Origin of the sequence: Glycomyces niveus, from assembly GCF_017592475.1 — a bacterium.
Lineage (GTDB): Bacteria > Actinomycetota > Actinomycetes > Mycobacteriales > Micromonosporaceae > Glycomyces > Glycomyces niveus.
On sequence record NZ_JAGFNP010000005.1, the window covers coordinates 219,834 to 245,267 of the forward strand.

27 protein-coding genes are annotated in these 25,434 nt (G+C 70.8%); 18 read left to right on the top strand and 9 right to left on the bottom strand.

Annotation, left to right across the window (positions count from 1 at the left end; all coding sequences use genetic code 11):
* Positions 1-35: 35 nt before the first annotated feature.
* A complete protein-coding gene (locus J5V16_RS11600) occupies positions 36-686 on the bottom strand; it encodes an MOSC domain-containing protein (protein WP_307792932.1) in 651 nt (216 codons plus the stop codon).
* Between the two features lie 77 nt (positions 687-763).
* On the opposite strand from J5V16_RS11600, the gene recO reads away from it, so the two are divergent.
* Positions 764-1,510 carry a DNA repair protein RecO gene (recO, locus tag J5V16_RS11605; RefSeq protein ID WP_208496393.1) on the top strand — a complete coding sequence of 249 codons (747 nt, stop codon included), beginning with the start codon at positions 764-766 and terminating at the stop codon, positions 1,508-1,510.
* 5 nt (positions 1,511-1,515) lie between these two features.
* Here recO and J5V16_RS11610 read toward each other — a convergent pair whose 3' ends face one another.
* A complete protein-coding gene (locus tag J5V16_RS11610) occupies positions 1,516-2,265 on the bottom strand; it encodes an alpha/beta hydrolase (RefSeq protein ID WP_208496394.1) in 750 nt (249 codons plus the stop codon).
* 184 nt (positions 2,266-2,449) lie between these two features.
* Here J5V16_RS11610 and J5V16_RS11615 point away from each other — a divergent pair, with 184 nt between their 5' ends.
* Positions 2,450-3,235, top strand: a complete 786-nt coding sequence (locus tag J5V16_RS11615; protein WP_208496396.1) for an isoprenyl transferase — start codon at positions 2,450-2,452, stop codon at positions 3,233-3,235.
* Positions 3,236-3,271: 36 nt separating this feature from the next.
* On the opposite strand, the gene J5V16_RS11620 is transcribed toward J5V16_RS11615, so the two are convergent.
* A complete protein-coding gene (locus J5V16_RS11620) occupies positions 3,272-4,123 on the bottom strand; it encodes an ion transporter (RefSeq protein WP_208496398.1) in 852 nt (283 codons plus the stop codon).
* Between the two features lie 73 nt (positions 4,124-4,196).
* Between J5V16_RS11620 and J5V16_RS11625 the strand changes: the two genes are divergently transcribed.
* The 9 genes from J5V16_RS11625 (at position 4,197) to J5V16_RS11665 (ending at position 10,975) form a co-directional block, all read left to right on the top strand.
* Positions 4,197-5,228, top strand: a complete 1,032-nt coding sequence (locus tag J5V16_RS11625) for a permease (protein ID WP_243901062.1) — start codon at positions 4,197-4,199, stop codon at positions 5,226-5,228.
* Positions 5,225-5,935, top strand: coding sequence for a TIGR03943 family putative permease subunit (locus J5V16_RS11630; RefSeq protein ID WP_208496401.1), 711 nt, complete (start codon positions 5,225-5,227; stop codon positions 5,933-5,935). Before J5V16_RS11625 ends, J5V16_RS11630 begins: the two co-directional genes overlap by 4 nt.
* Positions 5,936-6,181: 246 nt before the next feature.
* Positions 6,182-7,258, top strand: a complete 1,077-nt coding sequence (locus tag J5V16_RS11635; RefSeq protein ID WP_208496403.1) for a metal ABC transporter solute-binding protein, Zn/Mn family — start codon at positions 6,182-6,184, stop codon at positions 7,256-7,258.
* Between the two features lie 15 nt (positions 7,259-7,273).
* Positions 7,274-8,038, top strand: a complete 765-nt coding sequence (locus J5V16_RS11640; RefSeq protein WP_208496405.1) for a metal ABC transporter ATP-binding protein — start codon at positions 7,274-7,276, stop codon at positions 8,036-8,038.
* A complete protein-coding gene (locus J5V16_RS11645) occupies positions 8,035-8,934 on the top strand; it encodes a metal ABC transporter permease (RefSeq protein WP_208496407.1) in 900 nt (299 codons plus the stop codon). The genes J5V16_RS11640 and J5V16_RS11645 overlap by 4 nt, the downstream gene beginning before the upstream one ends.
* Before the next feature lie 62 nt (positions 8,935-8,996).
* Complete coding sequence (locus tag J5V16_RS25030) at positions 8,997-9,311, top strand: ArsR/SmtB family transcription factor (protein WP_307792933.1); 315 nt, start codon at positions 8,997-8,999, stop codon at positions 9,309-9,311.
* A gap of 26 nt (positions 9,312-9,337) precedes the next feature.
* Positions 9,338-9,721 (top strand): Fur family transcriptional regulator, encoded by a 384-nt coding sequence (locus tag J5V16_RS11655; RefSeq protein ID WP_208496622.1) that lies wholly within the window; start codon positions 9,338-9,340, stop codon positions 9,719-9,721.
* Between the two features lie 34 nt (positions 9,722-9,755).
* On the top strand, positions 9,756-10,103 hold the full coding sequence (locus J5V16_RS11660) for an antibiotic biosynthesis monooxygenase (protein ID WP_208496411.1): 348 nt from the start codon (positions 9,756-9,758) through the stop codon (positions 10,101-10,103).
* Complete coding sequence (locus tag J5V16_RS11665) at positions 10,100-10,975, top strand: hypothetical protein (protein WP_208496412.1); 876 nt, start codon at positions 10,100-10,102, stop codon at positions 10,973-10,975. The genes J5V16_RS11660 and J5V16_RS11665 overlap by 4 nt, the downstream gene beginning before the upstream one ends.
* On the opposite strand, the gene J5V16_RS11670 is transcribed toward J5V16_RS11665, so the two are convergent.
* On the bottom strand, positions 10,972-12,210 hold the full coding sequence (locus J5V16_RS11670) for a hypothetical protein (RefSeq protein WP_208496413.1): 1,239 nt from the start codon (positions 12,208-12,210) through the stop codon (positions 10,972-10,974). The two genes, J5V16_RS11665 and J5V16_RS11670, sit on opposite strands and share 4 nt — an antisense overlap.
* A gap of 224 nt (positions 12,211-12,434) precedes the next feature.
* Here J5V16_RS11670 and J5V16_RS11675 point away from each other — a divergent pair, with 224 nt between their 5' ends.
* The 3 genes from J5V16_RS11675 (at position 12,435) to J5V16_RS11685 (ending at position 18,786) form a co-directional block, all read left to right on the top strand.
* On the top strand, positions 12,435-14,246 hold the full coding sequence (locus J5V16_RS11675) for an HSP90 family protein (RefSeq protein ID WP_208496415.1): 1,812 nt from the start codon (positions 12,435-12,437) through the stop codon (positions 14,244-14,246).
* Between the two features lie 48 nt (positions 14,247-14,294).
* Complete coding sequence (locus tag J5V16_RS11680) at positions 14,295-17,198, top strand: tetratricopeptide repeat protein (RefSeq protein WP_208496417.1); 2,904 nt, start codon at positions 14,295-14,297, stop codon at positions 17,196-17,198.
* Positions 17,199-17,409: 211 nt separating this feature from the next.
* The gene (locus tag J5V16_RS11685) at positions 17,410-18,786 is read left to right on the top strand and encodes a glycine--tRNA ligase (RefSeq protein WP_208496419.1); all 1,377 of its coding nucleotides are present in this window, start codon (positions 17,410-17,412) and stop codon (positions 18,784-18,786) included.
* 19 nt (positions 18,787-18,805) lie between these two features.
* Here J5V16_RS11685 and J5V16_RS11690 read toward each other — a convergent pair whose 3' ends face one another.
* Complete coding sequence (locus tag J5V16_RS11690; RefSeq protein WP_208496422.1) at positions 18,806-19,696, bottom strand: hypothetical protein; 891 nt, start codon at positions 19,694-19,696, stop codon at positions 18,806-18,808.
* Between the two features lie 67 nt (positions 19,697-19,763).
* Here J5V16_RS11690 and J5V16_RS11695 point away from each other — a divergent pair, with 67 nt between their 5' ends.
* Positions 19,764-20,921 (top strand): hypothetical protein, encoded by a 1,158-nt coding sequence (locus tag J5V16_RS11695; protein ID WP_208496424.1) that lies wholly within the window; start codon positions 19,764-19,766, stop codon positions 20,919-20,921.
* 7 nt (positions 20,922-20,928) lie between these two features.
* Here the strand turns inward: J5V16_RS11695 and J5V16_RS11700 are convergent, their stop codons facing one another.
* The 4 genes from J5V16_RS11700 to rpmB form a co-directional block, all read right to left on the bottom strand.
* On the bottom strand, positions 20,929-21,120 hold the full coding sequence (locus tag J5V16_RS11700; protein ID WP_208496426.1) for a hypothetical protein: 192 nt from the start codon (positions 21,118-21,120) through the stop codon (positions 20,929-20,931).
* Between the two features lie 195 nt (positions 21,121-21,315).
* Positions 21,316-21,621: a 30S ribosomal protein S14 gene (gene rpsN / locus J5V16_RS11705; RefSeq protein ID WP_208496429.1), complete on the bottom strand. Its 306-nt coding sequence runs from the start codon at positions 21,619-21,621 to the stop codon at positions 21,316-21,318.
* 41 nt (positions 21,622-21,662) lie between these two features.
* Positions 21,663-21,833, bottom strand: coding sequence for a 50S ribosomal protein L33 (gene rpmG / locus J5V16_RS11710; RefSeq protein WP_208496430.1), 171 nt, complete (start codon positions 21,831-21,833; stop codon positions 21,663-21,665).
* A gap of 1 nt (position 21,834) precedes the next feature.
* Positions 21,835-22,071 carry a 50S ribosomal protein L28 gene (gene rpmB, locus J5V16_RS11715; RefSeq protein ID WP_208496432.1) on the bottom strand — a complete coding sequence of 79 codons (237 nt, stop codon included), beginning with the start codon at positions 22,069-22,071 and terminating at the stop codon, positions 21,835-21,837.
* A gap of 63 nt (positions 22,072-22,134) precedes the next feature.
* Between rpmB and J5V16_RS11720 the strand changes: the two genes are divergently transcribed.
* The 3 genes from J5V16_RS11720 to J5V16_RS11730 all read left to right on the top strand — a co-directional run bounded on the left by J5V16_RS11720 (position 22,135) and on the right by J5V16_RS11730 (position 25,425).
* Positions 22,135-23,457, top strand: coding sequence for a CobW family GTP-binding protein (locus J5V16_RS11720; protein ID WP_208496433.1), 1,323 nt, complete (start codon positions 22,135-22,137; stop codon positions 23,455-23,457).
* Complete coding sequence (locus J5V16_RS11725) at positions 23,454-23,708, top strand: type B 50S ribosomal protein L31 (RefSeq protein WP_208496435.1); 255 nt, start codon at positions 23,454-23,456, stop codon at positions 23,706-23,708. The genes J5V16_RS11720 and J5V16_RS11725 overlap by 4 nt, the downstream gene beginning before the upstream one ends.
* 172 nt (positions 23,709-23,880) lie before the next feature.
* Positions 23,881-25,425, top strand: a complete 1,545-nt coding sequence (locus tag J5V16_RS11730) for a serine/threonine protein kinase (RefSeq protein WP_208496437.1) — start codon at positions 23,881-23,883, stop codon at positions 25,423-25,425.
* Positions 25,426-25,434 lie beyond the last annotated feature (9 nt).

Consider the following 25,434-nt stretch of genomic DNA (forward strand, 5'->3'; position numbering starts at 1 on the left):
GGAACGCCCCGGCCGGTCCCGGCCGGGGCATTCGCCTACTGCTTCGCGGTCCAGCGCAAGAAGTCCTTCTCGGCCTCGGAGATCTCGGGCACCTCCAGGATCGCCGGGATCAGCTCCCGCTCGCCCATCGCGGCCCGGAAGAACATGGCGGCGGTCACCTCGTGGTCGGGTCGGTGCACGACCTCCAGTTCCGCGCCCGCCTCCACATGCCCTGGCGAGACGACCCGCATATAAGGACCCGGGCGGGCCTCCCGCGTGAACGTCTTCAACCAGCCGCGCTCGTCGATCCAGCCCCGGAACGTCCCGCACGGGATGCGCGCTCCGGTCACCTGCAGCACCAGCCCGCCTGGGCCGGCCCACTGCTCGCCTATGCGCGCCGCGTTCACGTCGTACCCGGTCGTCGTCAGGTTCTCCCCGAACGCGCCCGGCGCGAACTCCCGGCCCACCAGACCGCTGAAATGCGCGTAGTCCTCGCTGCCGTACACGTAGACCGCCTGGTCGGTGCCGCCGTGGTTGGCCACGTCGCCGACCCGGTCGCCCTCGAGCCCCACCGACCCGTCGCCCTTCGGCCCCGGCGAAGTGACCCGCACCGGCCCCTCGACCGGCCGCTTGTCGATGTACGTCGCGGGCAGTCGCTTCCAGGGGTTCTCGCGAGGGCGGCCCACGTTCACACTGATGATCTTCACGCGCGGGAGCCTAGCCGGGCCCCGCGGCCGCCTCAAACGCTTTTGTCGGCCCCTCCGGATAGGCTTGCCGCGTGGGGGTGAGCACGAGGAAGCTGTTCCGCGACGACGCGGTCGTTCTGCGCACCTTCAAACTCGGCGAAGCCGACGCGATCGTGTCCCTCCTCGGCCGCCAGCGCGGCCGCTACCGCGCCATGGCCAAGGGCCTGCGCCGCACCTCCTCCAAGTTCGGGGCGCGCCTGGCGCCCTTCAGCCACGTCGACCTCCAGCTCATCGAGGGCCGCGCCGAGCTGCACACCGTCACCCAGGCCGTCGGCCTCCACCTCTCCGGCGGCGCGATCGCCGCGGACTGGGCCTCCTACACCGCCGCGTGCGTGATCGCCGAGGCCGCCGAACGCCTCGTCCCCGAGGACCACCAGCCCGACCTCGACGTCTTCCAGCTGACCCTCGGCGCGTTCCGGGCGCTGGCCGAGACCGACCTGCCGGCCGTGCTCGTCATGGACTCGTACCTGCTGCGCGGCATGAAGTCCGCCGGGTGGGCGCCCTCGCTCAACGAGTGCGCGACCTGCGGCAAGGACGGCGAGCACCGCGCCTTCGCGGTCGCGGCCGGCGGCGCGGTCTGCGGCGACTGCCGCCCGGGCGGCGCCACGGTCCCCAAGCCCGCCTCGCTCGAACTCATGCGCGCCCTGGAAGCGGGCGACTGGGCGAACGCGACCGCGGCCGACCCCCGCCAGCGCTCCGAAGCGGCCGGCCTCATCGCCGCCCACTTCCAATGGCACTCCGAGCGCCCCCTCAAGACCCTGAAGTACGTGCCGCACCAGGGCTGACGGTGTCAGACGGTGCGTGAGAGGAACGCGAGGGCGGCCTCGAACATCCGGTCGCGGTTCGCCAGCGACCCGAAGCCGTGGCCCATGCCCTCGATCCAGTGCTGTTCGAGCCGGTCGCCCCAGGCCTCGCGGTAAGGGTCGATGAGTTCGTCCCGCATCAGCCCGTCCTCGGTGCCGCCCGCGAGGAGCACGGGCCCTTCGTGGCGGCGCGCGGCCGCGAACTGGTCGATGCCGCGGAGGTCGTCGATGAAGGCGTCGCCGAACTCGATGCCGTTGTAGTCGGCGCGGCCGTGCTCGCGGATCTCATCGCGGAACGACTCCCAGAACGGCAGGTTGAGCGGCCCGCCGGCGGGCGCCCAGAGCGCGAGGGAGCGCAGTCGCCGGTCGCCGGCGGCGAGCACGGCCACCAGGGCGCCCATGCTGAAGCCGAGCACGGAGATCCGGTCGGGGGCGACGGCGCGGTTGCGTTCGAGTTGGGCGAGTACGGCTTTGAGCTGGGAGACCTGGTCGGAGACGCTGAAGTCGAGGGGGTCGCCGTCGGATTCGCCGAACGCCGCGAAGTCGAAGCGGTAGCAGGCGATGCCCTGGGCCGCGAGCAGCCGGGAGAGGAGGACGAAGTCGTTGCCCCAGCCGATGCGGTTGCCGCCGAGGCCGTGGCAGAGGACGACGGCGGGCGCCGGCGAGGGGTGCGGGTGGGGGAGGTGGAGGACGCCGCGGAGGGTGCGGCCGGCGTGCTCGACGTTGAGAGGTTCCACGGCCCGAACGTAACAGAGCCCACACGGTCGCGCCACGACGAAAAAGCGAGGAGGGCGCGGGTTCGGTGCCGCCCCCGTTTTCGATGGTGCCCGAAGGGTCCGACACCGCCGTGCGGGCGGGCGTGCGGTGGGCCTCGGTGGGCGCCGGATTAATATCGAGGCCCCCGTTCTCGATGGAGGTCCTGTGAGCCGCACGTACGAGCCGCCGAAGCCGCACCCTTCCGGGGCGGTCCCGCCCGCGCTGCCGCGCGAGCTCGTGCCCAGGCATGTGGCGCTCGTGATGGACGGCAACGGCCGGTGGGCGAAGGAGCGCGGCCTCAAGCGCACCGAGGGCCACACCATGGGCGAGGCCTCGCTGTTCGACACCATCGAGGGCGCCATCGAGATGGGCATCTCGACGCTCTCGGCGTACGCGTTCTCGACCGAGAACTGGCGGCGCAGCCCCGACGAGGTCCGCTGGCTCATGGGCTTCAACCGCGACGTGATCCACCGCCGCCGCGACGAGCTCAACGCGATGGGCGTGCGCATCCGCTGGGCCGGGCGCCGGCCCAAGCTGTGGAAGAGCGTCATCTCCGAACTCGAAGTGGCCGAGGAGATGTCGAAGAAGAACGACAAGATCACGCTGCAGTTCTGCGTGAACTACGGGGGCCGCGCCGAGATCGCCGACGCCGCCGCGGCGCTCGCCCGCGATGTGAAGGCCGGGCGGCTCAACCCCGACCGCGTCAGCGAGAAGACCTTCGCGAAGTACCTGTACAACCCGGACCTGCCGGACGTCGACCTGTTCCTGCGCCCCTCGGGGGAGCAGCGGACCTCGAACTTCCTGCCGTGGCAGTCGGCGTACGCCGAGATGGTGTACCTCGACGTGCTCTGGCCCGACTTCGACCGCCGCCACCTGTGGCACGCCTGCGAGGTCTACGCGAGCCGGGACCGGAGGTTCGGCGGCGCCGAGCCGAATCCGGTGTCGGCGTGATGCGAAGACGGAGCGGGGCACCGCGTCCCGGTGCCCCTATCTGAACGGGGTGAAGCCCCGGCCGCGCTCCTGGTCGGCCTGGAGCTTGTCGACCGTGTTCTGCAGCCGGTCGATCCGCTCGAGGATCACGGCGGTGTCCGCCGAGATCTGGTCGTCGATGTCGTCGAGGCGCTGCGCCTCCTCCATCGACGCGAGCACCACGCCGAGCAGCAGGTTCACCAGCACGAACGCGCCGAACAGGATGAACACCAGGTAGTACGGGAGCGTCCACAGGTTGTTCGCCATGCTGTTGCGCATGACGTTCCCCATGTCGTCGAAGGCCACCAGCTGGAACAGGTTCAGCAGCGCCTTGCCCACGGTCCCGAAGTGCTCGGGGTCGCTGCCGCTGAACGCGATCCACCCGACCATCGCCCACAGGTACATGACGACGCCGGTCAGCGCGAACACGCCCGCCGACTTCGGCAGCGCCTTCCCGGCCGCGACCAGGATGATCCGCAAGGAAGGCAGCGACCGGAAGATCCGCACGATCCGCGCCAACCGCAGCATCCGCAGGATCGTCACGTTCTCGCGCAGGCCCGGCATGAACGACGCGACGACGATCACGAAGTCGAAGACGTTCCAGCCGTCCTTGAAGAACTTGAACGGCCGCCGCCCGAACGACAGCATCCCGGCCAGCACCTCGAACGCGAAGAACCCCAGGCACACATGGTCGACCCAGTGCAGGAGATGCGCCATCTCCGCCGAGTGCGGGAACGTCATCGCCCCCAGCGCCGCCGCGTTGACCAGGATGACCACCATCGACACCATCTGGAACCGAGGGCTCGCCAGCAGCGCCCGGCAGGCGGCCGGGACGAGGCTGGTACTGGTACCGAGGCTGGGAACGCGCACGGCACAAGAGTAGTAAAGCGGAACCCTCACGTACTGGTGGGTTAGCCGGGCGGCCTTCCGTTCACCTGCGGCCATGCCGCACAATGGCAGCGTGAGCGCCGAACTCGCCAAGCCCGAGACCCCCGCCGAGACATCGGCCACACCCGCGCCCCCGAGACGCCGCGGGCTCACCTCCATCGAAGCCCTCGCGCTCCTGCTCATCTTCGGCCTCACCGCCCGCCCCGGCCTCACCGAGATCTTCGCCGCCCCTGCCGCCCAGGCCTGGTCCGCCCGGTTCGTGGCCGTCTGCGTGCAGGCGTTCCCGTTCCTCGTCCTCGGCGTGGTCCTCTCCGCCGCCATCGCCGCGTTCGTGCCCGCCGGGTTCTTCCACAAGGTCGTCCCCAAACGCACCGCGCTCGCCGTCCCCGTCGCCGGCGTCGCCGGGGCCGTCCTGCCCGCCTGCGAATGCGCGTCCGTGCCCGTCGCCGGCGCCCTGGTGCGCCGCGGCGTCGCCCCCGCCGCCGCGTTCACCTTCATGCTCGCCTCCCCGGCGATCAACCCGATCGTGGTCGTCTCCACCTTCGTGGCCTTCCCCGGCAACCCCGAGATGGTCTACGCCCGCGTCGCCGCCTCCCTCGCCGCCGCGATCGGCATCGGCTGGCTCTGGGCCCGCCTCGGCAAGACCGAATGGCTCAACCTGCCCAAGCACCGCCACCACGACGACGGCAAGTGGGCCGCGCTCTGGTCCGGCATCCGCCACGACTTCCTCCACGCCGGCGGCTACCTCGTCATCGGCGCCGCCATCGCCGCGAGCCTCAACACGCTCGTGCCCGAGACCTGGCTCCAGCCGATCGCGGACCACCCCGTGCTCGGGGTGCTCGCGCTGGCGGTCCTGGCGGTGCTCGTGTCGATCTGCTCGGAGTCGGACGCGTTCGTGGCGGCCTCGCTGACCCAGTTCTCTCCCACCGCGAAGCTGGCGTTCATGGTCGTCGGCCCGTTCATCGACGTGAAGCTCGCGGCGATGCAGGCGGGCACCTTCGGGCGCCGGTTCGCCTTCCGTTTCGCGCCGACCGCGTTCGTGGCGGCCGTGGCCGCGAGCGCCCTGATGGGAGTGGTCCTGCTGTGAGACGCGACGCGCAGGCGGTCATCCTGCTCCTGGTCGGCGGCGGGATGCTGCGCCTGGCCTGGACCGGGGACTACCTCAACTACGTGAAGCCGTACGCGTTCTGGCTCATCGTCCCGGCCGGGATCGTCCTGATCGCGGTCGCGGCGATCACCGGTTGGAACTCATGGCGGGCCAAGCGGGAAGCGGACGACGGGCACGGCCACCACGGCGAGCCGAAGGTCGCGTGGCTGCTGCTCGCGCCGGTCGTCGGGATGCTGCTCGTGGCCCCGGACGCGCTGGGCTCGTACGAGGCCGAACGGACCGGGACTGTGGTCGGCGCGGAGGAGAACCGCTCGACCTATCCGGAGCTGCCGGACGATGTGGACCCGGTGCCGCTGACGCTCCTGGACTACGCCGCGCGGGCGATCTTCGACGAGGGCCAGACCCTGGAGGGCCACCGCATCCAGTTGCGCGGCTTCATCCTCTACGAGGGAGACGAGCCGCAGCTGGCGCGCATGGTCGTCTCATGCTGCGCGGCCGACGCGCGCCCGGTCAAGATCGGCTTCGAGGGCGAGCTGCCCGCGGACCTGGAGCAGGACCAGTGGGTCGAGGTGATCGGCGAGTACACCACCCGCCAGGGCCGCGACGAGATCAACGGCGAGCTGGTGCCGTACATCGAGGTCGAGTCGATCACGAACATCCCGACCCCGGAGAACGAGTACCAGTAGCGCCGGGCACGCCGGCAGTGCACGGGAGCCGGTGGGTCGGGCCCCCGGTTCTCAACGATGCATGGGGGGTGCGACAGTTCCGGCCCGGCGGCCGCCGGCTTCATCCGTTCGCGTGATGCCTGTCATCCGGCCCGCCTTCGGGCAAGCGGTGGTGCTCGCGTTTGCGCTGCTCGCGAGGGGCGCTCCCAGCCGGGGTGCACATATTAGATGTTGACAATGATTGTCATGAGTGGGCAAGGTTCTCTCATGCGCCGTTCCCGATTCATCCTCGTGCCCGTCGCCGGACTCGCGGCGGCGGCCGCCCTCGCCGCCTGCGGCTCCGGCTCCGACGACCCCGCCGCCGACGGCGAGATCAGCGTCGTCACCGCCTTCTACCCCCTCGCCTTCGCCACCGAGCGCGTCGGCGGCGACCACGTCGCCGTCACCAACCTCACCCCCGCCGGCCAGGAGCCCCACGACCTCGAGCTCGCGCCCTCCGACATCGCCGCGATCGAAGAGGCCGACTACGTCGTCTACCTCAAGGGCTTCATCCCCGAGCTCGACGCCGCCGTCGAGGAGTACGCCCCCGACAAGTCCCTCGACGTGCTCACCGCCGTCGACACCATCGGCTACGACGCCACCGAGTCGTTCGAGGACGACCACGCCGAAGGCGACGAGCACGCGGACGAGCACGCGGACGAGCACGCCGAAGAGGAGCACTCCGAGGAGCCGACCGCCGCCGACGACACCGCCTCGGACGACGCCTCCGAGGAGGCGACCGAAGACGGGCACGACCACGAGGACGAGGAACTCGAAGGCACCGACCCGCACGTCTGGCTCGACCCGACCCGCTACGGCCAGATCGGCACCGCCATCGCCGAAGGCCTCGCCGGGCTCGACGACGCCCACAAGGGCGACTACACGACCAACGCCGACGCCTTCACCGCCGACCTCACCGAGCTCGACGCCGAGTTCACCGACGCCCTCGCCTCCCGCACCAGCGATGAGATCGTCACCTCCCACGCCGCGTTCGGCTACCTCGCCGACCGCTACGGCCTCCACCAGGTCGCCATCTCCGGCCTCAGCCCCGACCAGGAGCCCGACACCCAGCGCATGGCCGAGGTCGCCGCGTTCGTCGAAGAGCACGGCGTCACCACGATCTTCTTCGAGACGCTCGTGTCGCCCGACATCGCCGACACGCTCGCGTCCGAGACCGGCGCCGCGACCGCCGTCCTCAACCCGCTCGAAGGCCTCACCCAGGAGCAGGCCGACGCCGGCGACGACTACTTCACTGTGATGCGCCAGAACCTGGCCGAGTTGCAGACCGCCCTGGGCGCGGCATAGGGCAGCATTACTCCAATGCCCGTTCTCAACGTCAGCGGCGCGACCGTCTCCTACGGCGGTCGCGCCGTCGTCCGCGGCGTGGACCTCGCCGTCGAACCCGGGGAGGCCGTGGCCCTCATGGGCGCCAACGGTTCCGGGAAGTCCACGCTCATCAAAGCCGTCGCCGGGCTCGTCCCGCTCGCGGGCGGCTCGATCGAACTCTTCGGCACCCCGCAGAAGCGCTTCCGCGCCTGGAAGCGCATCGGCTACGTCCCCCAGCGCACCGGCGCCGCCTCCGGCGTCCCCTCCACCGCCGCCGAGGTCGTCTCCCAGGGCCGCCTCGCCCACCGGCTCCTCGGCATGCCCCCGAAGCGCGCCGACCGCGACGCCGTGACCCGCAGCCTCGCCGAGGTCGGCCTCGCCGACCACGCCCACTGCTCGGTCGACACCCTCTCCGGCGGCCAGCAGCAGCGCGTCCTCATCGCCCGCGCGCTCGCCACCGACCCCGAACTGCTCATCATGGACGAGCCCACCGTGGGCGTCGACGCCGAGACCCAGGCCGCGCTCGCGACCGTGGTCGCCGACCGCATCGACGCCGGCTGCGCGGTCCTCCTCGTCACCCACGAGCTCGGCCCGCTCACCGACCGGCTCGACCGCGCCGTGGTCCTCGCCGACGGCAAGGTCGTCCACGACGGCGCCCCGCCGCGCCCCGTCGGCGAGCACGCCGACCCGCACCACGAGCACGCACACCCGCACGCCAACGGCGACGCCGCCGACGAAGCCATCTGGGGCGGCAAATGAACGTCGAAACGGTCCTCGGCTACTTCGAGTACGAGTTCATGCAGCGCGCCCTCATCAGCGCCCTCGTCGTCGGACTGTGCGCGCCCGCCGTCGGCGTGTTCCTCGTCCAGAAGCGCCTGGCGCTCATCGGGGACGGCCTCGGCCACATCGCCCTCACCGGCGTCGCCATCGGCTTCCTCACCGGCGCCGCGCCCATGTGGACGACCCTCGCGGTCACCGTCGCCGCCTCGATCGTCATGGAGATCCTGCGCAGCCACTCCAAGACCTCCGGCGACGTCGCCCTCGCCATGATGTTCTACGGCGGCATCGCCGGCGGCGTCTACCTCACCGGCATCGCCTCGGACAAGGGCGTCGCGAACCTCCAGCAGTACCTCTTCGGCTCGCTCCTGACCGCCGGCTGGGACGAGGTCTGGACCATCGCGATCGGCGGCACCGTCGTCGCCGCCCTCATGCTCGTGCTCCGGCCCTGGCTCGCCGCGATCTGCGCCGACGAGCAGTACGCGCGCGTCTCCGGCCTGCCCGTCGCCGCGCTCAACCTGCTCCTGCTCATCACCACCGCCGTCACCGTCTCGGTCTCGATGCGCGCGGTCGGCCTGCTCCTGGTGAGCGCCCTCCTCGTCATCCCGGTCGTCACCGTCCAGCAGTTCACGCGCTCGTTCAAGGCCACCATGTTCGCCGCGATGGCCGCGGGCCTCCTCATCGCGGGCACCGGCGTCCTCTTCTCGGCCGCGAAGGACGTCCCGCCCGGGTCGACGATCGTGCTCATCGGCGTCGCCGTCTTCGTCGCGACCGCCGTCATCGCCGCCATCGTGCACCGCGTCCGCCGGGTCCGCCGCGCCCACCTCCCGCCCGAAGGCGAGCCGCTGGAGGTCGAACTGCCCGCCGCGAAGGCATGACCGGAGGGGGACCCGCGACACCTGAGCCAGCGAACGGCCACGGGACGCGATATTTTTGCGGGGTGCGGACCGAGACCGAGCCAACCGAGGCCACCCCAGCCGACTACGAGGCGGCGGGGGAGCTCCTGCGCGCGCTCGCCGCGCCCCTGCGCATCGCGATCGTCATGGAGCTGGCGGCCGGACCGAAGTACGTGCACCAGATCGTCGAGACCCTGCGCGTCACCCAGCCCCTCGTCTCCCAGCATTTGCGGGTGCTCCGGGGAGCGGGTATCGTGCGCGGCACCAGGTCGGGCCGCGAGATCTCCTATTCGCTGATCGACGACCACATCGCGCACATCGTCACCGACGCCGTCCACCACGCCCGAGAGGAACGCTAGTGGCCACCAAGCCTCCGGCCGAGAACATGGCCCGCTCCACGAAGCAGCGGACCGCGATCCTCGAACTGCTCGAGCACGACGACGCGTTCCGCTCCGCCCAGGACCTCCACGCGATCCTCCGCGAAGCCGGCTCCAAGATCGGCCTCACCACCGTCTACCGGACCCTCCAGGCCTTCGCCGAGGCCGACATCGTCGACGTCATGCGCCTGCCCGGCGGCGACCACCTCTACCGCCTCTGCTCGGCCGAGGAGCACCACCACCACCTCGTGTGCCGCTCGTGCGGCAAGACCGTCGAGGTCGCCGGGCCGACGGTGGAGCGCTGGGCCAACAAGGTCGCGGCCGACCACGGCTTCACCGAGGTCGGACACACGCTCGAACTCCACGGCCTCTGCGCCGACTGCGCCAAGTAGGGTGTAGCGCGTGCTGGTTGTATATCGTTTCGCCGTGACCGAAGGCGAGACGGACGCGTTCGCCCGCGACGCCGAGGCCGCGCTCGCGGCGCTGGCCTCCTGCGACGGCTACGAGCGCGGCGGCCTGGGCCGCGCGCTCGACTCGTTCACCGACGGCGAGGACGCCGCCTGGCTCCTCTGGACCGAATGGCGCGACGTCGGCTCCTACCGCCGGGCGCTATCGAACTACCAGGTGAAGATGTCCACCCCGCTCCTCTCCCGCGCCCTGCCCGAGGCCTCCGGTTTCGAAGTGCTCGCCGAATGCGCCCCGGGCGGCGAACCGCGCCGCGCCGGCTCGGACCGAACGGACGACCCCGCCGAGGCCCGGGAGTCCGCCCGATGACCGACCGGTCGCACGACCCGGCGAACCCCGAAGGGCCGCAAGCAGACCGCGAACCGGACGCGTCCCCCCGACCCGTCCCGATGTCGGTCCCGGTCGAACCCGTTCCGGTCGAACCGACGCCGCCGCTGCCGACGGAGACCGCCGGACCCGCGCCCGAACCGGAGTCGCCGCGCCAGCGCGAACCCGTTGCGGCCGAACCGCACACGAGCGTCCAACCGGTCGCCGAACCGGCCGCCCCCGCGCAGATCGCCCCCGAACCCGGCTCGGCGCCGATCCCGATGGAGCCCGAGCCCTCCGGCCCCGACCCCGTCTCGCCCGAACCGGCCGCGCCCGTCGCGCTCGCGACCGGCACCGAGGAGACCCTGGCGCTGCCGCCGACCACGAAGGAGGTCGAGCCCGCCCCGGTCCCCTCGACGCCGCCGCCGCCGACCGGCGTGCCGGTCCCGTTCGCGGCCCCGCCGACCGGGCACTCCCGGTACTTCAGCCTGAAGCTCGGCCTCGGCATCGGCGGCGGCGCGCTGGCCGTCATCAGCGTGGCCCTGGCCGTCGTGCTCGCCGTGGTCGTGTTCGGGAACTCGGTCACCGACAAGGTCGAGGGCACCGCCGAAGACTTCATCGCCGCGATCGCCGAGGACGACTGGGACACCGCCTACGCGATGCTCTGCGAGGACTACCGCGACCGGTCCGGCGCGGAGTACGCCGCGGAGTGGGACGACTGGTACGTCGAGGGCGCCGAGGTCCAGCCCATGAATCCCCGCACCGGGACCGTCACCGTCGAGTTCGACGACGGCTCGGCGATCGAACTGGTCATCGAGCTCGTGCAGACGCCCGAGAGCCTTTCGACGAGCGTCTGCGGCTGGCGAGCCGTCTAGTAACCGCCGTACGGCGACTGCTGCTGCGGCGCTTGGCCGTACGGCCCCGCCTGCTGAGGCGCCTGCGGCTGGCCCGGCACCACCATGATGAGCGGGGTCGGGGGCTTCCCGGGCGTCCACGCCCGCACGCCGGGCACCATAGCAAGGATGAACGCGATGAGGATGAGCAGCAGCGAGTAGTCGCGGACGAGGACGATGATCCAGTTCGTGCGCGCCGGCGGCGGCACCACGTCCAAGAACCACATCGCCTCCCGCGTGAGGCTCACCGTCGCGAACCCGGCCGCGAGCAGCAGGACCGGCGTCCACACGAGCGTGAAGACGCGCCCGCCGGCCTTGCCGCGCTGGATGCCGATCGCCGAGATCAGGGCGCACACCAGGACGAGCACCGCCGCCAGGCCCGCCATGATCGGGAGCCGCGAGCCGTACAGCAGGGCCGGGTCGTCGTAGTCCATCCCGATCGCGTTCCGCATCATCATCAGCGTGCGGACGGTGCCGTAGAGCGTCCAGGCGCTGATCGCCATCATCAGGCCGAGCACCACGAGCATGAACGTGGCCGCGCCGGGCCGCGTCCCGGGCCGCTCCGGCGCCGGGGCCGCACCCGGCATCATGCCCATGGGGGCCGCGGCGGGCATGCCGCCCATCGCCGTCCCGGGCACCTGCACCTCGCCTCTCTGGATGCGGTGCATGAGGATCCACTGCCGCGCCGACTTCGAGCAGAGCAGCCCCAGGAGCGTGCCGTAGAGCCCGACGAGCACCGCTGCGACGGTGAGCATGATGTCGCCGCCGGAGTCGAACATGACGACGCCGAAGACGAACCCGGTGAGGCTCAAGGCGAGTCCGAGGATGGCGCTGACCAGCGACCAGATCCACGCCCAGCGCTTGCCGCGCGCGATCTGCACGCCGCTGGCGAGCGACTGGATCGCCGAGTAGACGGCGAACGCGAGCCCGATGAGGCTGAACGGGTTGAACAGCTCGACCATGCTCATGATCGAGAAGACGTTCCCGACCGCGCTGATCGCCAGGAAGATGTAGAGGATGACCTGGATGCCGGTGACCGTGCCGGGCTTCGCCATCGACAAGCCGACCGGGATCTGACCCGGGACAGGTTGCTCGGGCGAGTACTGCGCCGGGCCGTACGCGCCGCCGGGGCCCATCTGCTGCGGTCCGGGCGGAGGCGGCGGGGCGGGCTGGTACTGGAGGTGCATCCGGTCCGGGGGCGGGGGCGGCATGGTCATCGGGGCGGCATCCTCTTGCTCTGGGGCTTCGGTAGCGGCCACCTTACCGGACCTTCCCCGAACGGGCGGTCCGCGCCGGTTCGCGGGGATTCGGGCGTGTTCCAAGGGCCGCAAGGCCTCCTCGTCCCGGTTAGTCCTGGGGGTCCTTTTCACGCGTTCCCGTGATGCGGCGGTTTGCTAGTCTGACTGACGCCGAACGACCTCCGAGTGAAGCAGGACGCGCTGTGGTTGAGACAACGCCCACTTCCCATACCTTCCAAGTGGACCTGCGCGGCCTGGTGGACCTCCTGTCGCACCACCTGTACTCCTCGCCGAAGGTCTACGTCCGCGAGCTGCTGCAGAACGCGGTGGACGCCATCACGGCGCGCGCCCTGGCCGACCCCGGGTTCCGGCCCGCGGACCAGCATGTGGCGGTCGTCGCCGACGGCAGGCGGCTGCGGATCACCGATCCCGGTGTGGGCCTGACCCTCGCGGAGGTCCACAAGCTGCTCGCGACCATCGGCGGCTCCTCCAAGCGCGACGAGGAGATCGAGGGCGCGCGCCGGGACTTCCTGGGGCAGTTCGGCATCGGCCTGCTCGCCTGCTTCACGGTCGCGTCGGTCATCACCGTGACCTCGCGTTCGGCGAAGGACCCCGCCGCTCCCGTCGTCAGGTGGGCCGCCCGCGACGACGGCTCGTACACGGTCACCGAAGTGCCGCTCGCCGAGCACCCCGAGCCCGGCACCACGGTGGAGCTCGAGGCCCGCCGCGGCGAGGACTGGCTGCAGCCCAAGCGGGTCGTGGACCTGGCCCGCGAGTACGGGTCGCTGCTGCCGGTGCGCATCACCGTCTCCGACGGCGGCACCCCGGTGGAAGTGACGGACGCGCCGCCGCTGTGGGAACGGGAACATCCGACTCCGACGGCGCGCCGCCTCGCGCTGAACTCCTACTGCGAGAGCGTGCTCGGCTTCCCGCCGCTCGACGTGATCGACCTCGACGTGCCGCTCGCCGGCATCAAGGGCGTCGCGTTCGTCCTCCCGCACGCCACCTCGCCGTCGACGCGCCCGGCGCACCGCGTGCACCTCAAGAAGATGCTCCTGACCGACACCGCGGACAACCTGGTCCCCGAATGGGCGTTCTTCGTGCGCTGCGTGATCGACACGGATGCACTGCGCCCCACCGCGTCCCGCGAATCGCTGTACGACGACGAGGCGCTCGCGGTCGCGCGCGACGCGATCGGCGCGCAGATCCGCGAGTGGATCTCCCGCCTCGCCGCCGAGGACCCGACCCGCCTGGAGGCCTTCCTCGCCGTGCACGAGCTCGGCGTGAAGGCCCTCGCCCGCCACGACCCCGAACTGCTCGCGGCGATGCTGCCGTGGCTGCGGTTCGAGACCACCGCCGGGCACACCAACCTGACCGACTTCGCCCGCGCCTACCAGCCGGTCTACCTGGCCGCCAGTGTGGAGGAGTACCGGCAGGTCGCGCCGATCGCCGCCGCGCAGGGCATCGGCGTCGTCAACGGCGGCTACACCTACGACGCGGAGCTGGTGCAGGCCCTGCCGCGCCTCGACCCGCAGGTCAAGGTCGAGAACCTGCGGCCGGGCGTGATCTCGGCGAGCCTCGACCCGGTCGACACCGGCACCGAGCTGGCGCTGCGGTCCTTCCTCAACGCCGCGAAGGCCCGCCTCGACGCGGTCGACGTCGACGTGGTCGTGCGCGAGTTCAACCCCGTCTCGGTGCCCGCCCTGCTCCTCGACGACCGCGAGTCCCGGCGCGAGCGCCAGCGGGCCGAGGCCGAGGCGCAGGCCGACGACCTGTGGGGCGGCATCCTCGCCTCCATCAAGCAGCACGCGCCGCGCGCCCAGCTCGTCCTCAACCACCGCAACCCCACCGTCCGCCGCATCGCCGGGATCGCCGACCCGCAGCTCGCGGGCACCGCGGTCGAGTCCCTGTACGGGCAGGCGCTCCTGATGAGCCACCGGCCGCTGCGCAGCGCCGACACCGCCCTCCTCAACCGCTCGTTCATGAACCTGCTGGAACACATCACGCAGGACTGAACCGCCCGGCACGGCTCACTCCTCACATAGGACATTTAAGGACCTGGTATGGCCACTCCCGACCCCGACGAGATCTGGCGACTGCTCAACGAGGCCCGCTTCGAAGAGGCCAGTGAGGCGAAGGTCGCGGCCCTCGAGCGGGCGGTCGAGGCCGCCGACGCCGTCGGCGATCCCGAGCTCCAGAACTACGCCCTCAACGGCCTCGTCGACGCCTACGAGTTCTCCCGCGACTCGACCCGCCTCCTCGTCCCCTTCGCCCGGCTCCTGCGCAACTTCGACTCCCATCCCGAGCACTTCGACGCCTACCTGACGCGCTCCCTGTACTGGACCTTCAAGTGGATCGTCGACAAGATGATCGAGCAGCCCGACGTGCCGCTCGAGTCCATCGAGCACTGGCTCGAGGAGATGCGCCGCCGCTACGCCGAGGCCGGCTACTCCATGCACGCCCCGGCCGCCTACGAGATGCAGCTGGCCTATCACGTCGGCGACTACGACCGGGTCGCCGCCGCGATCGAGTCCCTCGGCGAGGCCGAGGAGGACGAGATGTCCGACTGCACCGCCTGCCAGTACACCTCCCTGGCCACCATCGTGTTCTACGCCGAGGAGGACTCCGCGGACGCCGCCATGGAGATGCTCGAGCCCGTCCTCTCCGGCGAGCAGACCTGCGCCCACGAACCCCACTACGGCCTCGCGCTCTCCCTCCTGCCCCTGGTCGAACTCGGCCGCATCGACGAGGCCCGCGCCAACCACCTGCGCGGCTACCAGATGTGCAAGGGCAAAGAGGACATGGTCGCGATGTGGGCGCTGCACGTCGAGTTCTGCGCCCTCACCGGCAACGAGCACCGCGCCGTCGAGATCCTCGCCGACCACGCCCGCTTCTTCGACCTCGACCTCGGCGTGCGCGACCGCCAGCGCCTCATGGAGGTCGCCGTCCTCACCTGCCGCCGCCTCGCCGCCCTCGGGCACGCCGACACCCCGATCCCCGGCCCCGGCGGCAAGGAGTGGCGGGCCGCGGAGCTGCACGACTGGGCCGAGGCCGAGCGCAAGGCGATCTGCGCCCGCTTCGACGCCCGCAACGGCAACGACCACCACTCCACGATGAGCGGCTGCGTCGTCGACTCCACCCCGTACGACAAGCCGGTCCACTTGGGGCTCAAGGAGCCCCGGCCGGCCGCGGTGATCGCGCCGCCCGCGCCCGACCAGGTCCAGGGTCCCGACCTGGACGCCGCGATCGACGCCGCGTACGCCGCGTACGACGACTGCTCGCCCGACACCTGGAAGGCCTGGCTGAAGGTCGGCGCCCTCGCCGACGCGCTCGGCATCGAGCTCATCGCCGAGCACCGCGCCGAGATCGCCCACGCCGAGTCCGCGCAGTCGGACGACCCCGCCGCGATCGCCGACGGCCTGGCGCGCGCCATCGAGCTGTTCGGCGCCGCGGGGCAGCCGGGCCGGGCGCTCGTCGCCGAGTCCTTCCTCCTCATCCACCGCTCCGAGAGCGAACCCGAGGGCACCCGCGAAGGCGCCGAACGCATCACCGAGACCGCCCGCGCCCTCAACGCCGAGCAGCGCATCGACGACCGCAGCTACCACACGAGCCAGGTCCTCGCGATGCGCGCCGAGTACCTCGCGGGCACCGCCCGGCCGGGCACGCTCGCGGAGGACCTCGACGACCGCGCCCGCGTGCTCGACGCCGAGCTCGCGGCCCACCCCGAGCGCCGCTACGCGCTCATCCGCCGCTGCGACCTGCTCGACCTGCGCGCCCGCCTCGAGACCGACCCGGCCGCGAAGACCGCGCTCCTCACCACCCAGATCGAGCTCGCCCGCGCCGCCGAGGCGGGGTGGGCGGTCGCCCGCGCCAGCGCCGACCTCGCCGACCAGGTCGGCCTCACCGGCGATTTCGAAGCGGCCCTGGAGATCTGCCGCGACGGCCTGGCGGCGCTCGGCGGCGAGCCCTCTCACACGGTGGCCGCGAAGCTCCACCTGCAGGCCGCGGAGTTCACGATGCGCGCGGCCGACCACGCCGCGACGTACGAGCACGCGCTGGCCGCGTCCGTCCACTGCGACGCCGCCGGGATGACCGTCCCGGCCGCCGTCGCCCGCCACCTCATGGGCGTCGCGCTCGTGGAGATGGACCGCCGCGCCGAGGCCGTGCCGCTCCTCGAAGCCGCCCTCGACGACCTGCCGGACCAGGAGCTGTGGCGGATCTGCAACGTGCGCTTCAACCTCGCCGAGTCCTACGACCGGCAGGGCGACACCCGCCAGGGCGTCGAGCACGGGCTCGCGGCGCTCGCGCTCATGGAGTCGGCGGAGGAGGACTACCTCGTCAACCTGTACGCGGACACGCTGTTCCTCACGGGGGAGCTGCTCGAGAAGCTCGGGGAGCACGACCACGCCCTCGAGGTGTACACGCGCGCGATCCAGGCCGCCGACACCGTCGGCGACCTCGCGTCCTGGACCCGCGTGAGCCGCGCCCGAGCGTGGCTCCTGCGCACCATCATGGGCGACTCCGCGTTCGGCGAGGGACTGCAGACGATGGCGCAGATCGCCGCCCGGCTGCACGCGGTGCGCGCCGACACCGAGGCGCCCGCGACGCTGCGCGAGGCGGCCCGGTTCGAGCTCGGCGAGACCTACCGGCAGCACGCGCAGCTGACCTTCCAGTTCCTGGAGAGCCAGGCGGGGGAGCAGGGCCTGCACCGGGACGAGGCCGAGCCGGTGCTGGACCTGCAGCGCCGCGCGCTGGCCGTGTTCCGGGAGGGGCCGCTGCTGCTGGAGCGGGCGAGCCTGACCGCGCACCAGACGATGTGGCTGCTCTCGGAGCTGGGTGACCCGCAGGGCGCGATCACGGTGGGGGAGGACGCGCTGACCTGGCTCACCGCGCCGGAGTCCGCCGAGGCCAGGGAGGGTTTCGAGCAGCATCTGGCGGACCTGCGCGAGGGCGCTGCAGAGAGCTAGGCGGAGGCGACTCGCTGAGCGGGCCGCGAGGAGCCGCGCCGCCCCTGCGAGGTACGCTTGCTCACTGGCGGACGCACGCTTCTCGCATGCTCCGAGGATCGGAACCGGTCGCGAAACCGGTTTGACCGAGGGCCGCCGCTCGAACAGTCTGGTTCGAGAACACAACCATCCGCAGTCTCACCGACCGCCAGCCGGATCGAGAGGAATCATCGTGTCCCAAGACCGCACCGAAGCGCTCATCAGCCTGTCCAAACGCCGCGGCTTCGTCTTCCCCAGTTCGGAGATCTACGGGGGCACCCGCTCCGCTTGGGACTACGGCCCGCTCGGTGTGGAGCTGAAGGAGAACATCCGCCGCGAGTGGTGGAACGCGATGGTGCGCGAGCGCGACGACGTGGTCGGCCTCGACTCGGCCGTCGTCCTCAACCCGCAGGTGTGGGTCGCCTCCGGCCACCTCGAGGAGTTCACGGACCCGCTCACCGAGTGCCAGTCCTGCCACAAGCGCTACCGCGCCGACCACCTCATCGAGGCGTACCAGGAGAAGCACGACGGCCGGGAGCCCGAGAACGGCCTCGCCGACCTCACCTGCCCGCACTGCGGCGCCCGCGGCTCCTTCACCGAGCCGCGCATGTTCAACGGCATGATGAAGACCTTCCTCGGCGCCACCGAGGACTCCGAGAACACGCACTACCTGCGCCCCGAGACCGCGCAGGGCATCTTCGTGAACTTCACGAACGTCATGACCGCCTCGCGCCGCAAGCCGCCGTTCGGCATCGCGCAGACCGGCAAGTCGTTCCGGAACGAGATCACGCCCGGCAACTTCATCTTCCGCACCCGCGAGTTCGAGCAGATGGAGATGGAGTTCTTCGTCGAGCCGGGCACGGACGAGGAATGGCACGAGTACTGGCTGCAGACCCGCTGGGACTGGTACGTCGACCTCGGCCTCAAGCCCGAGAACCTGCGCCGCTACGAGCACCCCAAGGACAAGCTCTCGCACTACTCGAAGCGCACCGTCGACATCGAGTACAAGTTCGACTTCGCCGGCAGCGAGTTCGGCGAGCTCGAGGGCATCGCCAACCGCACCGACTTCGACCTCTCGACCCACTCGAAGCACTCGGGCGCGGACCTGTCCTACTTCGACCAGGCCAAGGGCGAGCGCTGGACGCCGTACGTGATCGAGCCCGCGGCGGGCCTGACCCGCTCGGTGCTGGCCTTCCTCATCGAGGCGTACGACGTCGACGAGGCTCCGAACACCAAGGGCGGCGTCGACAAGCGCACCGTGCTCCGCTTCGACCCGCGCCTGGCGCCGGTCAAGGCCGCGGTCCTGCCGCTGAGCCGCAACGAGGACCTCTCGCCGAAGGCGAAGGACCTGGCCGCGACCCTGCGCAAGCGCTGGAACGTCGACTTCGACGACGCGGGCGCGATCGGCCGCCGCTACCGCCGCGCCGACGAGATCGGCACGCCGTACTGCATCACGGTCGACTTCGACACCCTCGAAGACCAGGCCGTGACGATCCGCGACCGCGACTCGATGAAGCAGGAGCGCGTCGCGATCGACCAGGTCGAGCGGTTCCTGCTCGAGCGCCTGTAAGCGACTGGGCTGCGCTTTCCTAGTACCTGCTGGGGCCGATCTCGATCCGATCGAGGTCGGTCCCTTCCGGTATCCACTCCTCGGTGAGGTCGACATACTGCGCCGACTCGCCTTCCGGCAGCGCCCGGAACGAACTCGAGTAGTACTCGGTCTCCATGTCGGCGGGCACCCCGCCGATCAAGCGCCCTTCCTCGTCGCGGAACAGCAGCGAGATCTGCGTTTCCGTCGCCACGGCGGCGTCGGCCGTGAAGTGCACCCGGTACCCGCTGGGGCTCGCCAGCGGCTCGAGCTCGCCGAGCTCGAACTCCGGCAGCGGATCGCCCGACTGCCCGAGCACCCCGTCGTCGGCGAAGGCGTCCTCTTCGTACAGCATGGACGGCTCGGTCGTCGCCAGCTCCAGCTCGGCGAGGTCGATCGCGCTCGGGTTGCCGGCCATCACGTAGCCGATCGCCGCGGTCGAGCGCGGCGGGATCGAGCCGAGGTACATGGTGTCGAGGTCGACCGGGTAGCCGCGCTCGGTCTTGGTCTGGATCGACAGCCCGCCAGGCAGCAGTTCCCCGTCGTGCGGGTTGCGGACCACGACGGCGACGATCACCACGTGGAGGCCGTCGACGGCTACCTGGCTGAAGCCGTACTCGACGATCTCGAGCTCGACCTCCTCCTCGTAGTACGCCGCGTCGTCGCTGTAGTCCTCGAGCTCCTCCGGCCCTCCCGAGGGCTCCTCGTCGACCGAGACGACCTTCGAGTCCGTCCCCGGCGGGTGCTCGATCGCGACGACCAGCGCCACGGCCGAGACCACGAGCGCGATGACGAACGGCAGGCGCGGCAGCAGCTCCGCCCGCATGTGGGCGTGCGTCGCCGCGTCCCGCAGCGCGCGGACGGTGCGACTGGGCCACCGGTTCGAGGGCATGGGGTTCCTTGCTGAGACCGCTACACTTTCCACAGACAACGGTAGCAGTCGAGTCACAGGAGCGAGGGTGTCCGAATCCCCCTCCCCGCAGCGGTGGGGCGAGGAGCACATGATCGATCTGGGAGCCCTCGGCGAACCCGCCCCGGCTCCCGGCCCCGACCCGGCGCCCGGCCGCCGCCTCCCGCGAATCCCCAACGCCGCCTTGGCCTATGCGGCCGTCGCCGTCGCGCTCGCGGCCGCGGTGATCGCCGCCGTCAAATGGTCCCCGCTCCACCGGCCCGTCGCCGAGTCCACTGTGCTCGACTTCCTCGAAGCCGTCCACGAGGGCGACGTGGAGGCCGCGCTGGCCCTCACCGACCAGCAGGACGCCGAAGGCCCCTTCCTGGTCCCCGAAGCGCTCGACTCCAGCTGGGCGATCACCGAGGTCGAACAGGTCGCCTACGAGGAGAGCGACAAGGGCCACGCGAACGCACAGGTCTACGCCGAGATCGAAGACCTCGACGGCAACCGCATCGGCCACCGCTACCACGTGGTGGTCGACAAGGGCGAGGCCGAGATCCGGCGGCCCATGATCGAGGTCGAGGCCTGGGGCTCCCTGGACTACCTCGACCTCAACGGCGTCAGGTTCGCGATCGACCTGGACCAGGGGCCGGCGTACATCATGCTCCTGCCCGGGTTCTACGAGTTCTACCCCGACCTGCCGTCCACGATGGAGCTCGACGGCAGCCCCACGATGCTCGCGCTCGGGAACAAATTCCTCTCGATCGAGGACGACTACGTCGACACCTGGATGCCCACGCCCTGGCTGGTCGTCTCCCAGGAGGGCGAGGACGGGGTGAACGCGGCCATCCGCGAGTTCTACGACGCCTGCGCCGCCGACCCCGAAGGCGAGGGCTGCCCGTTCGCGTTCCCCGAGGACCCGGACCGCGAAATCGAGCTGGCCCCGGGCGAGCACTGGGAAGTGGTGTCCTACCCCGAGGTGAGCGCCGACCGGCTCTGGTACGAGCACCTGGCGGGGTTCACCCTCGAGTCGTCCGTGGCGGGCGAGGCGCGGGCGCGCGTCGAGATCACCGAGGACGGCGAGACGCGCACGGCGCTGGTGAGCTGCCCCGTCTGGGTGAACGGGCTGCACGCCGCCTTCGATGACGAAGGCGGGTTCGTGATCGATCCCGGCGACGGCCTGTCAGAGGAACGCTGCCGGGCGGTCGTCGAGATCGACGAATGAACGGCGGCTATTCGCCGTGGATGACGCAGCCGCAGTCGATCCAGTCGTGCTCGACCTGATCGGTGTGCGTGATGGAGTAGTTCGCGCGGCTCTCGGACGCCCAGAGGGCGGCGGGGCTGGCGGGCACGTCAGCGGCGGTCGCGGCGAGGGGTTCGGTCTCACTCGCCTCGGCCGGCGCGGTCTCCAATTGCTGGGCCATCACTCTCTTGCTCCTTCGTTCACCGAGTCAAACGCAGGAGGAGCTCACATGGTTCCGGGCTTGAGAGCAGTCTCACAGCGCACTCGCAAACCCCAGGGTAGCGCCCTCTTGCGACGGACGTATAACGCTTTCATTCCATAGAGTCGCAAGAGAGCGCTGGCCATGTGAGACATTTGTCTGATATGAGGTGAATTCTTACCAGGACGCTTTACGCAGACCGGGCAATTCGCCGCGATGCGCCATCGCCCTGAGTCGGACACGCGACAGTCCGAACTTGCGATGGAAACCACGTGGACGGCCGTCCACGACGTCCCGGTTCCGCAGGCGGGTCGCCGACGAGTCGCGCGGGAGCTTCTGCAGCTTCACCACGGCCGCCGCGCGGGTCGCCGGGTCGGTGTCCGGGTGCGAGACGAGCCGCTTCAGCTCGGCCCGCTGCTCGCGGTACCGCTCGACGAGCGCCTCCCGCTTCAGCTGCTTGGCGATCATGCTCTGCTTCGCCATCTAGCGGTCCTCCCTGCTGCGCTTCATGTTCGGGGTCGTCACTAGCGTTCCTCCCGGAAGTCCACGTGCTTGCGCACGACCGGGTCGTACTTCTTGAGGACCATCCGGTCCGGGTCGTTGCGGCGGTTCTTGCGGGTCACGTACGTGTAGCCGGTCCCCGCCGTCGACCGCAGCTTGACCACGGGCCGCACATCGGTGCTCTTGCTCGCCATCTCAGATCTTCTTCCCTTCCGCCCGCAGGCGCGCCACGACGGCTTCGATCCCGTCGCGGTCGATCACCTTGATGCCCTTGGCCGACACACGCAGCCGCACGTGCCTGCCCTCGCTGGGCAGGAAGTACCGCTTGTGCTGCAGGTTGACGTTCCACTTGCGCCGGGTCTTCTGCTTCGACCACGGCACGTTGTTGCCGAAGCCGGGACCGGCGCCGGTCACCTCGCATGTTCTGGACACGGTCGTCCTCCTCTCACAACGACCAGTATAATGACAATCGTTTTCAAATAGATCGGAGGCCTCATGAGCCAGGACGCACAACAGGGCAGATTTACGGCTCGCGAGCTTCGCCGAGGCCGCTTCGAAATCTCACCCGCCGACCTGCGGCCGGCGCTGACACTCCTGACCGGCTTCGCCCCCAAGGCGACCCGCGAGGCCGCCGAGCTCCTCACCCGCGCCGACCCCGGCCTCCTCGTCGTCACCTACGACCTCGCCGAACTGCTCGACGCCGGCACCGTCCGCCGCACCGTGCACGACGGCCGCGGACTCATCGAGGACGAGCGCGTCACCCTCGAGCACGGCTGCATCAACTGCACGATCCGCGAAGACCTCCTCCCCGCCCTCGTGCGCCTCGCCCGCGCCCGGCCCGCCAGCGACCTCGCGCTCGTCCTCCCACCCTCGATGGAGCCCGAGGCCGTCACCACCGCCTGCGGCTGGTGCCACGTCGACGGCGCGCCCGTCTCCGACGCCCTCCGGATCGACTCCGTCGTCGCCGTCTGCGACCCCGCCACCCTCCTCGAGACCCTCGACTCCGACCAGGACCTCGCCGACCGCGGCCTCCATGCCGCCGACGACGACACCCGCTCCGTCTCCGAGGTCGCCGCCCGCCAGATCGAGTTCGCCGACACCGTCCTGCTCTGGGCGCCGGGTTCGGAACCCGACTACGAGCACACCCGCCTCTCCGTGCTGCTGCAGCGCCTCAACCCCTGGGCCAGGCACCTCGTCCTCGACATGCCTGAACCCTCAGTCTCGGCGACGCTTGCGAGCCGTAGATTGGCGCAGTTCTCGGCCCGCATCCGCCGCAGCGGCCGCTTCGACCCCGAAGCGCCCGAACCCTACGGCCGCGGCATCGAGGGGTACGCCGTCGGATGCCATGAGCCCGAACCGGACTGCGGCGTCGTCGCCACCCTCTACCGCGCCCGCCGCCCCTTCCACCCCCAGCGCTTCCACCAGGCCCTCCCCACCCTCACCGGACGCACCCTGCGCGGCCGCGGCCACCTCTGGCTCGCCGGCCAGCCCGACCTGATCGTGGCCTGGGAGTCCAGCGGCGGCGGCGTCTCGATGGGGGACATGGGGCGCTGGCTCGCGGCCACCCCCGACGAGGAGTGGGAGGAGTCGAGCCCCGAGCGGCGCGTCAACGCCGACCTGCACTGGGACGCCGATTTCGGCGACCGCGAGATTCAGCTCGCGTTCGTGGGTATCCACTTCGAGGCCGACGAGCTGACCGCGGCGCTCGACGCCTGCCTGCTCACCGACGCCGAAGTGGCCGAGGGCACCGCCGCCTGGCGGGAATACCCCGACCCCTTCGAAGGTTGTTTCGAAAGCAAGGAGAGGAACCAGGAATGAAGCAAGGTATTCACCCGAAGTACGACTACGTCGTGTTCCGCGACCGAGCAGCGGACTTTTCCTTCCTCACCCGGTCCACGGCCGGCTCGGCCGAGACCGTCGAGTGGGAGGACGGCAAGACCTACCCGGTGATCGACGTGCAGATCTCTTCCGCGTCGCACCCGTTCTGGACCGGCAAGAGCCGCGTCCTCGACGACGAGGGCCGGGTCGCCAAGTTCTACAAGAAGTACGGCAAGACGCCCGCCGAGTAAGGGCGCGACAGAACCAAGGGGGACCTCCCGGCACCGGAGGTCCCCCTTTCGCGTGGGGCGGCTTGCCTCACCCCGCGTTCATTTGGTTACATGGCAATTGCTCCGGGGGGAACCGGTTTCGACCGTGTTCGGCACAACGCACCCTTCCTCTCGAACCGAAGGCACCGCCCCGATGGACGACACCGCCTCCCCGTTCCCTCCCCGTGACGAACTCGCCCGGTCGCTGCCGGGTTACGTCCTCGACCCCGAACCGTTCAGCACCACCAACATGAGCCAGATCTACCTGGCCGCCGACACCAAGCTGCACCACCGCAAGGTCGCGGTCAAGATCATGGCCGACTACCTCGCCCAGCACCCGGTGTACCGCAAGCGGTTCCTCCGCGAGATCCAGCTCATGGCGAACCTCGAGCACCCGAACATCATGTACGTGCTCACCGCCTCCGGCGAGTACGACCACGGCCTGCTCTACCTCGTCATGCCCCGCGCCGACCACGACCTCAAGCGGCTGCTCGAAGAGGGCCGGCTCGACCTCGCCAAGACCGCCGACGTCGTCGCCCAGACCGCCCGGGCGTTGGACCACGCCCACGGGCACGGCGTCGTCCACCGCGACGTCAAACCCGGCAACATCCTCTTCGGAGCCGACGGCCACGTGTACCTGACCGACTTCGGCGTCGCCAAGGACCGCTTCGGCGAAGACCTCACGGCCACAGGCGAATCCATCGGCACCCGCGGCTACACGGCACCGGAGGTGTTCGACGCGCGGCCGGACGAGGCCGCGGCGGCCGACCAGCCCGCCCCGGCCCGCATGCTGCCGTGCACCCCGCGCGAGCGCGCCGGCGACGTCTACTCGCTCGGAGCCGTGCTCTACCACTGCCTCACCGGCCGCCGGCCCTTCGACAACGCCGACGGGATCGCCGCGGCCGACCTGCAGCGCCGCGGCGAACTCGTACCGGTGAGCGCCCTCCGCGACCAGGCCCCCGCCGAGGTCGACGCCGTGGTCGCCAAGGCCATGCACCTAGACCCGGACCAGCGCTACCGCACCTGCGGCGACCTCGCCGTGGCGTTCACCCAGGCGCTCGGCGTCGCCCAGGACGGCGCGGCCCTGCCGATCCTGCGCGACATCCAGGACCGCCTCCGCACCGGACCCGACGACCGCGACCGCACCGCGTCCTTCGCCGCGTCCGCGCCGACGCCCGCCGCGCAGCACCGGACCATGCTGCTCAGCGTCCTGGCCGCAGTGCTCGCCGTCGCGCTCGCGGGCGGCCTGCTGCTGTACCAGCTCTTCACCGCCGAGGAAGGCGACGCCGCCGCCGCGGACCTCCCGAGCGACGACGCTTCGTCGTCCGCTCCCGCGTCGCCGACCGTGAACCTCGAGCCGCCGTCGCCGACCGTGGAGCCCGTGACGGGGGACGCCCAGGTGACGCGCCGCCCGGTCGAGGGCGAATGCGTCCTCGACCACCCCGAGGACTGGATCGTGGTCGCATGCGACTCGCCGCTCGCGGACGAGCTCATCTTCAAGATCGTGATGAACCCCGAGGACCCGAACCCCATGCAGCCCAACCACGACGACGCCGCCTGGGAGGCCTGCCGCGGAGAGGGGTACGACTTCGACTACGAGTGGTACTGGAACGACTCGCTCGACGAGGACGAGTCCGGCCGCGAGTGGGATCCCGAGGTCGACAGGATCCGCTACATCATGTGCTACGTGGAGCTCTGACCCGCGCGC

Excerpts from the sequence above, each read along its gene's own strand:
- J5V16_RS11625 (WP_243901062.1), top strand. The coding sequence starts at position 4,197 with ATGCCGCACAATGGCAGCGTGAGCGCCGAACTCGCCAAGCCCGAGACC.
- J5V16_RS11635 (WP_208496403.1), top strand. The coding sequence starts at position 6,182 with ATGCGCCGTTCCCGATTCATCCTCGTGCCCGTCGCCGGACTCGCGGCG.
- J5V16_RS11640 (WP_208496405.1), top strand. The coding sequence starts at position 7,274 with ATGCCCGTTCTCAACGTCAGCGGCGCGACCGTCTCCTACGGCGGTCGC.
- J5V16_RS11645 (WP_208496407.1), top strand. The coding sequence starts at position 8,035 with ATGAACGTCGAAACGGTCCTCGGCTACTTCGAGTACGAGTTCATGCAG.
- J5V16_RS11655 (WP_208496622.1), top strand. The coding sequence starts at position 9,338 with ATGGCCCGCTCCACGAAGCAGCGGACCGCGATCCTCGAACTGCTCGAG.
- J5V16_RS11665 (WP_208496412.1), top strand. The coding sequence starts at position 10,100 with ATGACCGACCGGTCGCACGACCCGGCGAACCCCGAAGGGCCGCAAGCA.
- J5V16_RS11670 (WP_208496413.1), bottom strand. The coding sequence starts at position 12,210 with ATGACCATGCCGCCCCCGCCCCCGGACCGGATGCACCTCCAGTACCAG.
- J5V16_RS11680 (WP_208496417.1), top strand. The coding sequence starts at position 14,295 with ATGGCCACTCCCGACCCCGACGAGATCTGGCGACTGCTCAACGAGGCC.
- J5V16_RS11690 (WP_208496422.1), bottom strand. The coding sequence starts at position 19,696 with ATGCCCTCGAACCGGTGGCCCAGTCGCACCGTCCGCGCGCTGCGGGAC.
- J5V16_RS11700 (WP_208496426.1), bottom strand. The coding sequence starts at position 21,120 with ATGGCCCAGCAATTGGAGACCGCGCCGGCCGAGGCGAGTGAGACCGAA.
- rpsN (WP_208496429.1), bottom strand. The coding sequence starts at position 21,621 with ATGGCGAAGCAGAGCATGATCGCCAAGCAGCTGAAGCGGGAGGCGCTC.
- rpmG (WP_208496430.1), bottom strand. The coding sequence starts at position 21,833 with ATGGCGAGCAAGAGCACCGATGTGCGGCCCGTGGTCAAGCTGCGGTCG.
- J5V16_RS11720 (WP_208496433.1), top strand. The coding sequence starts at position 22,135 with ATGAGCCAGGACGCACAACAGGGCAGATTTACGGCTCGCGAGCTTCGC.
- J5V16_RS11725 (WP_208496435.1), top strand. The coding sequence starts at position 23,454 with ATGAAGCAAGGTATTCACCCGAAGTACGACTACGTCGTGTTCCGCGAC.
- J5V16_RS11730 (WP_208496437.1), top strand. The coding sequence starts at position 23,881 with ATGGACGACACCGCCTCCCCGTTCCCTCCCCGTGACGAACTCGCCCGG.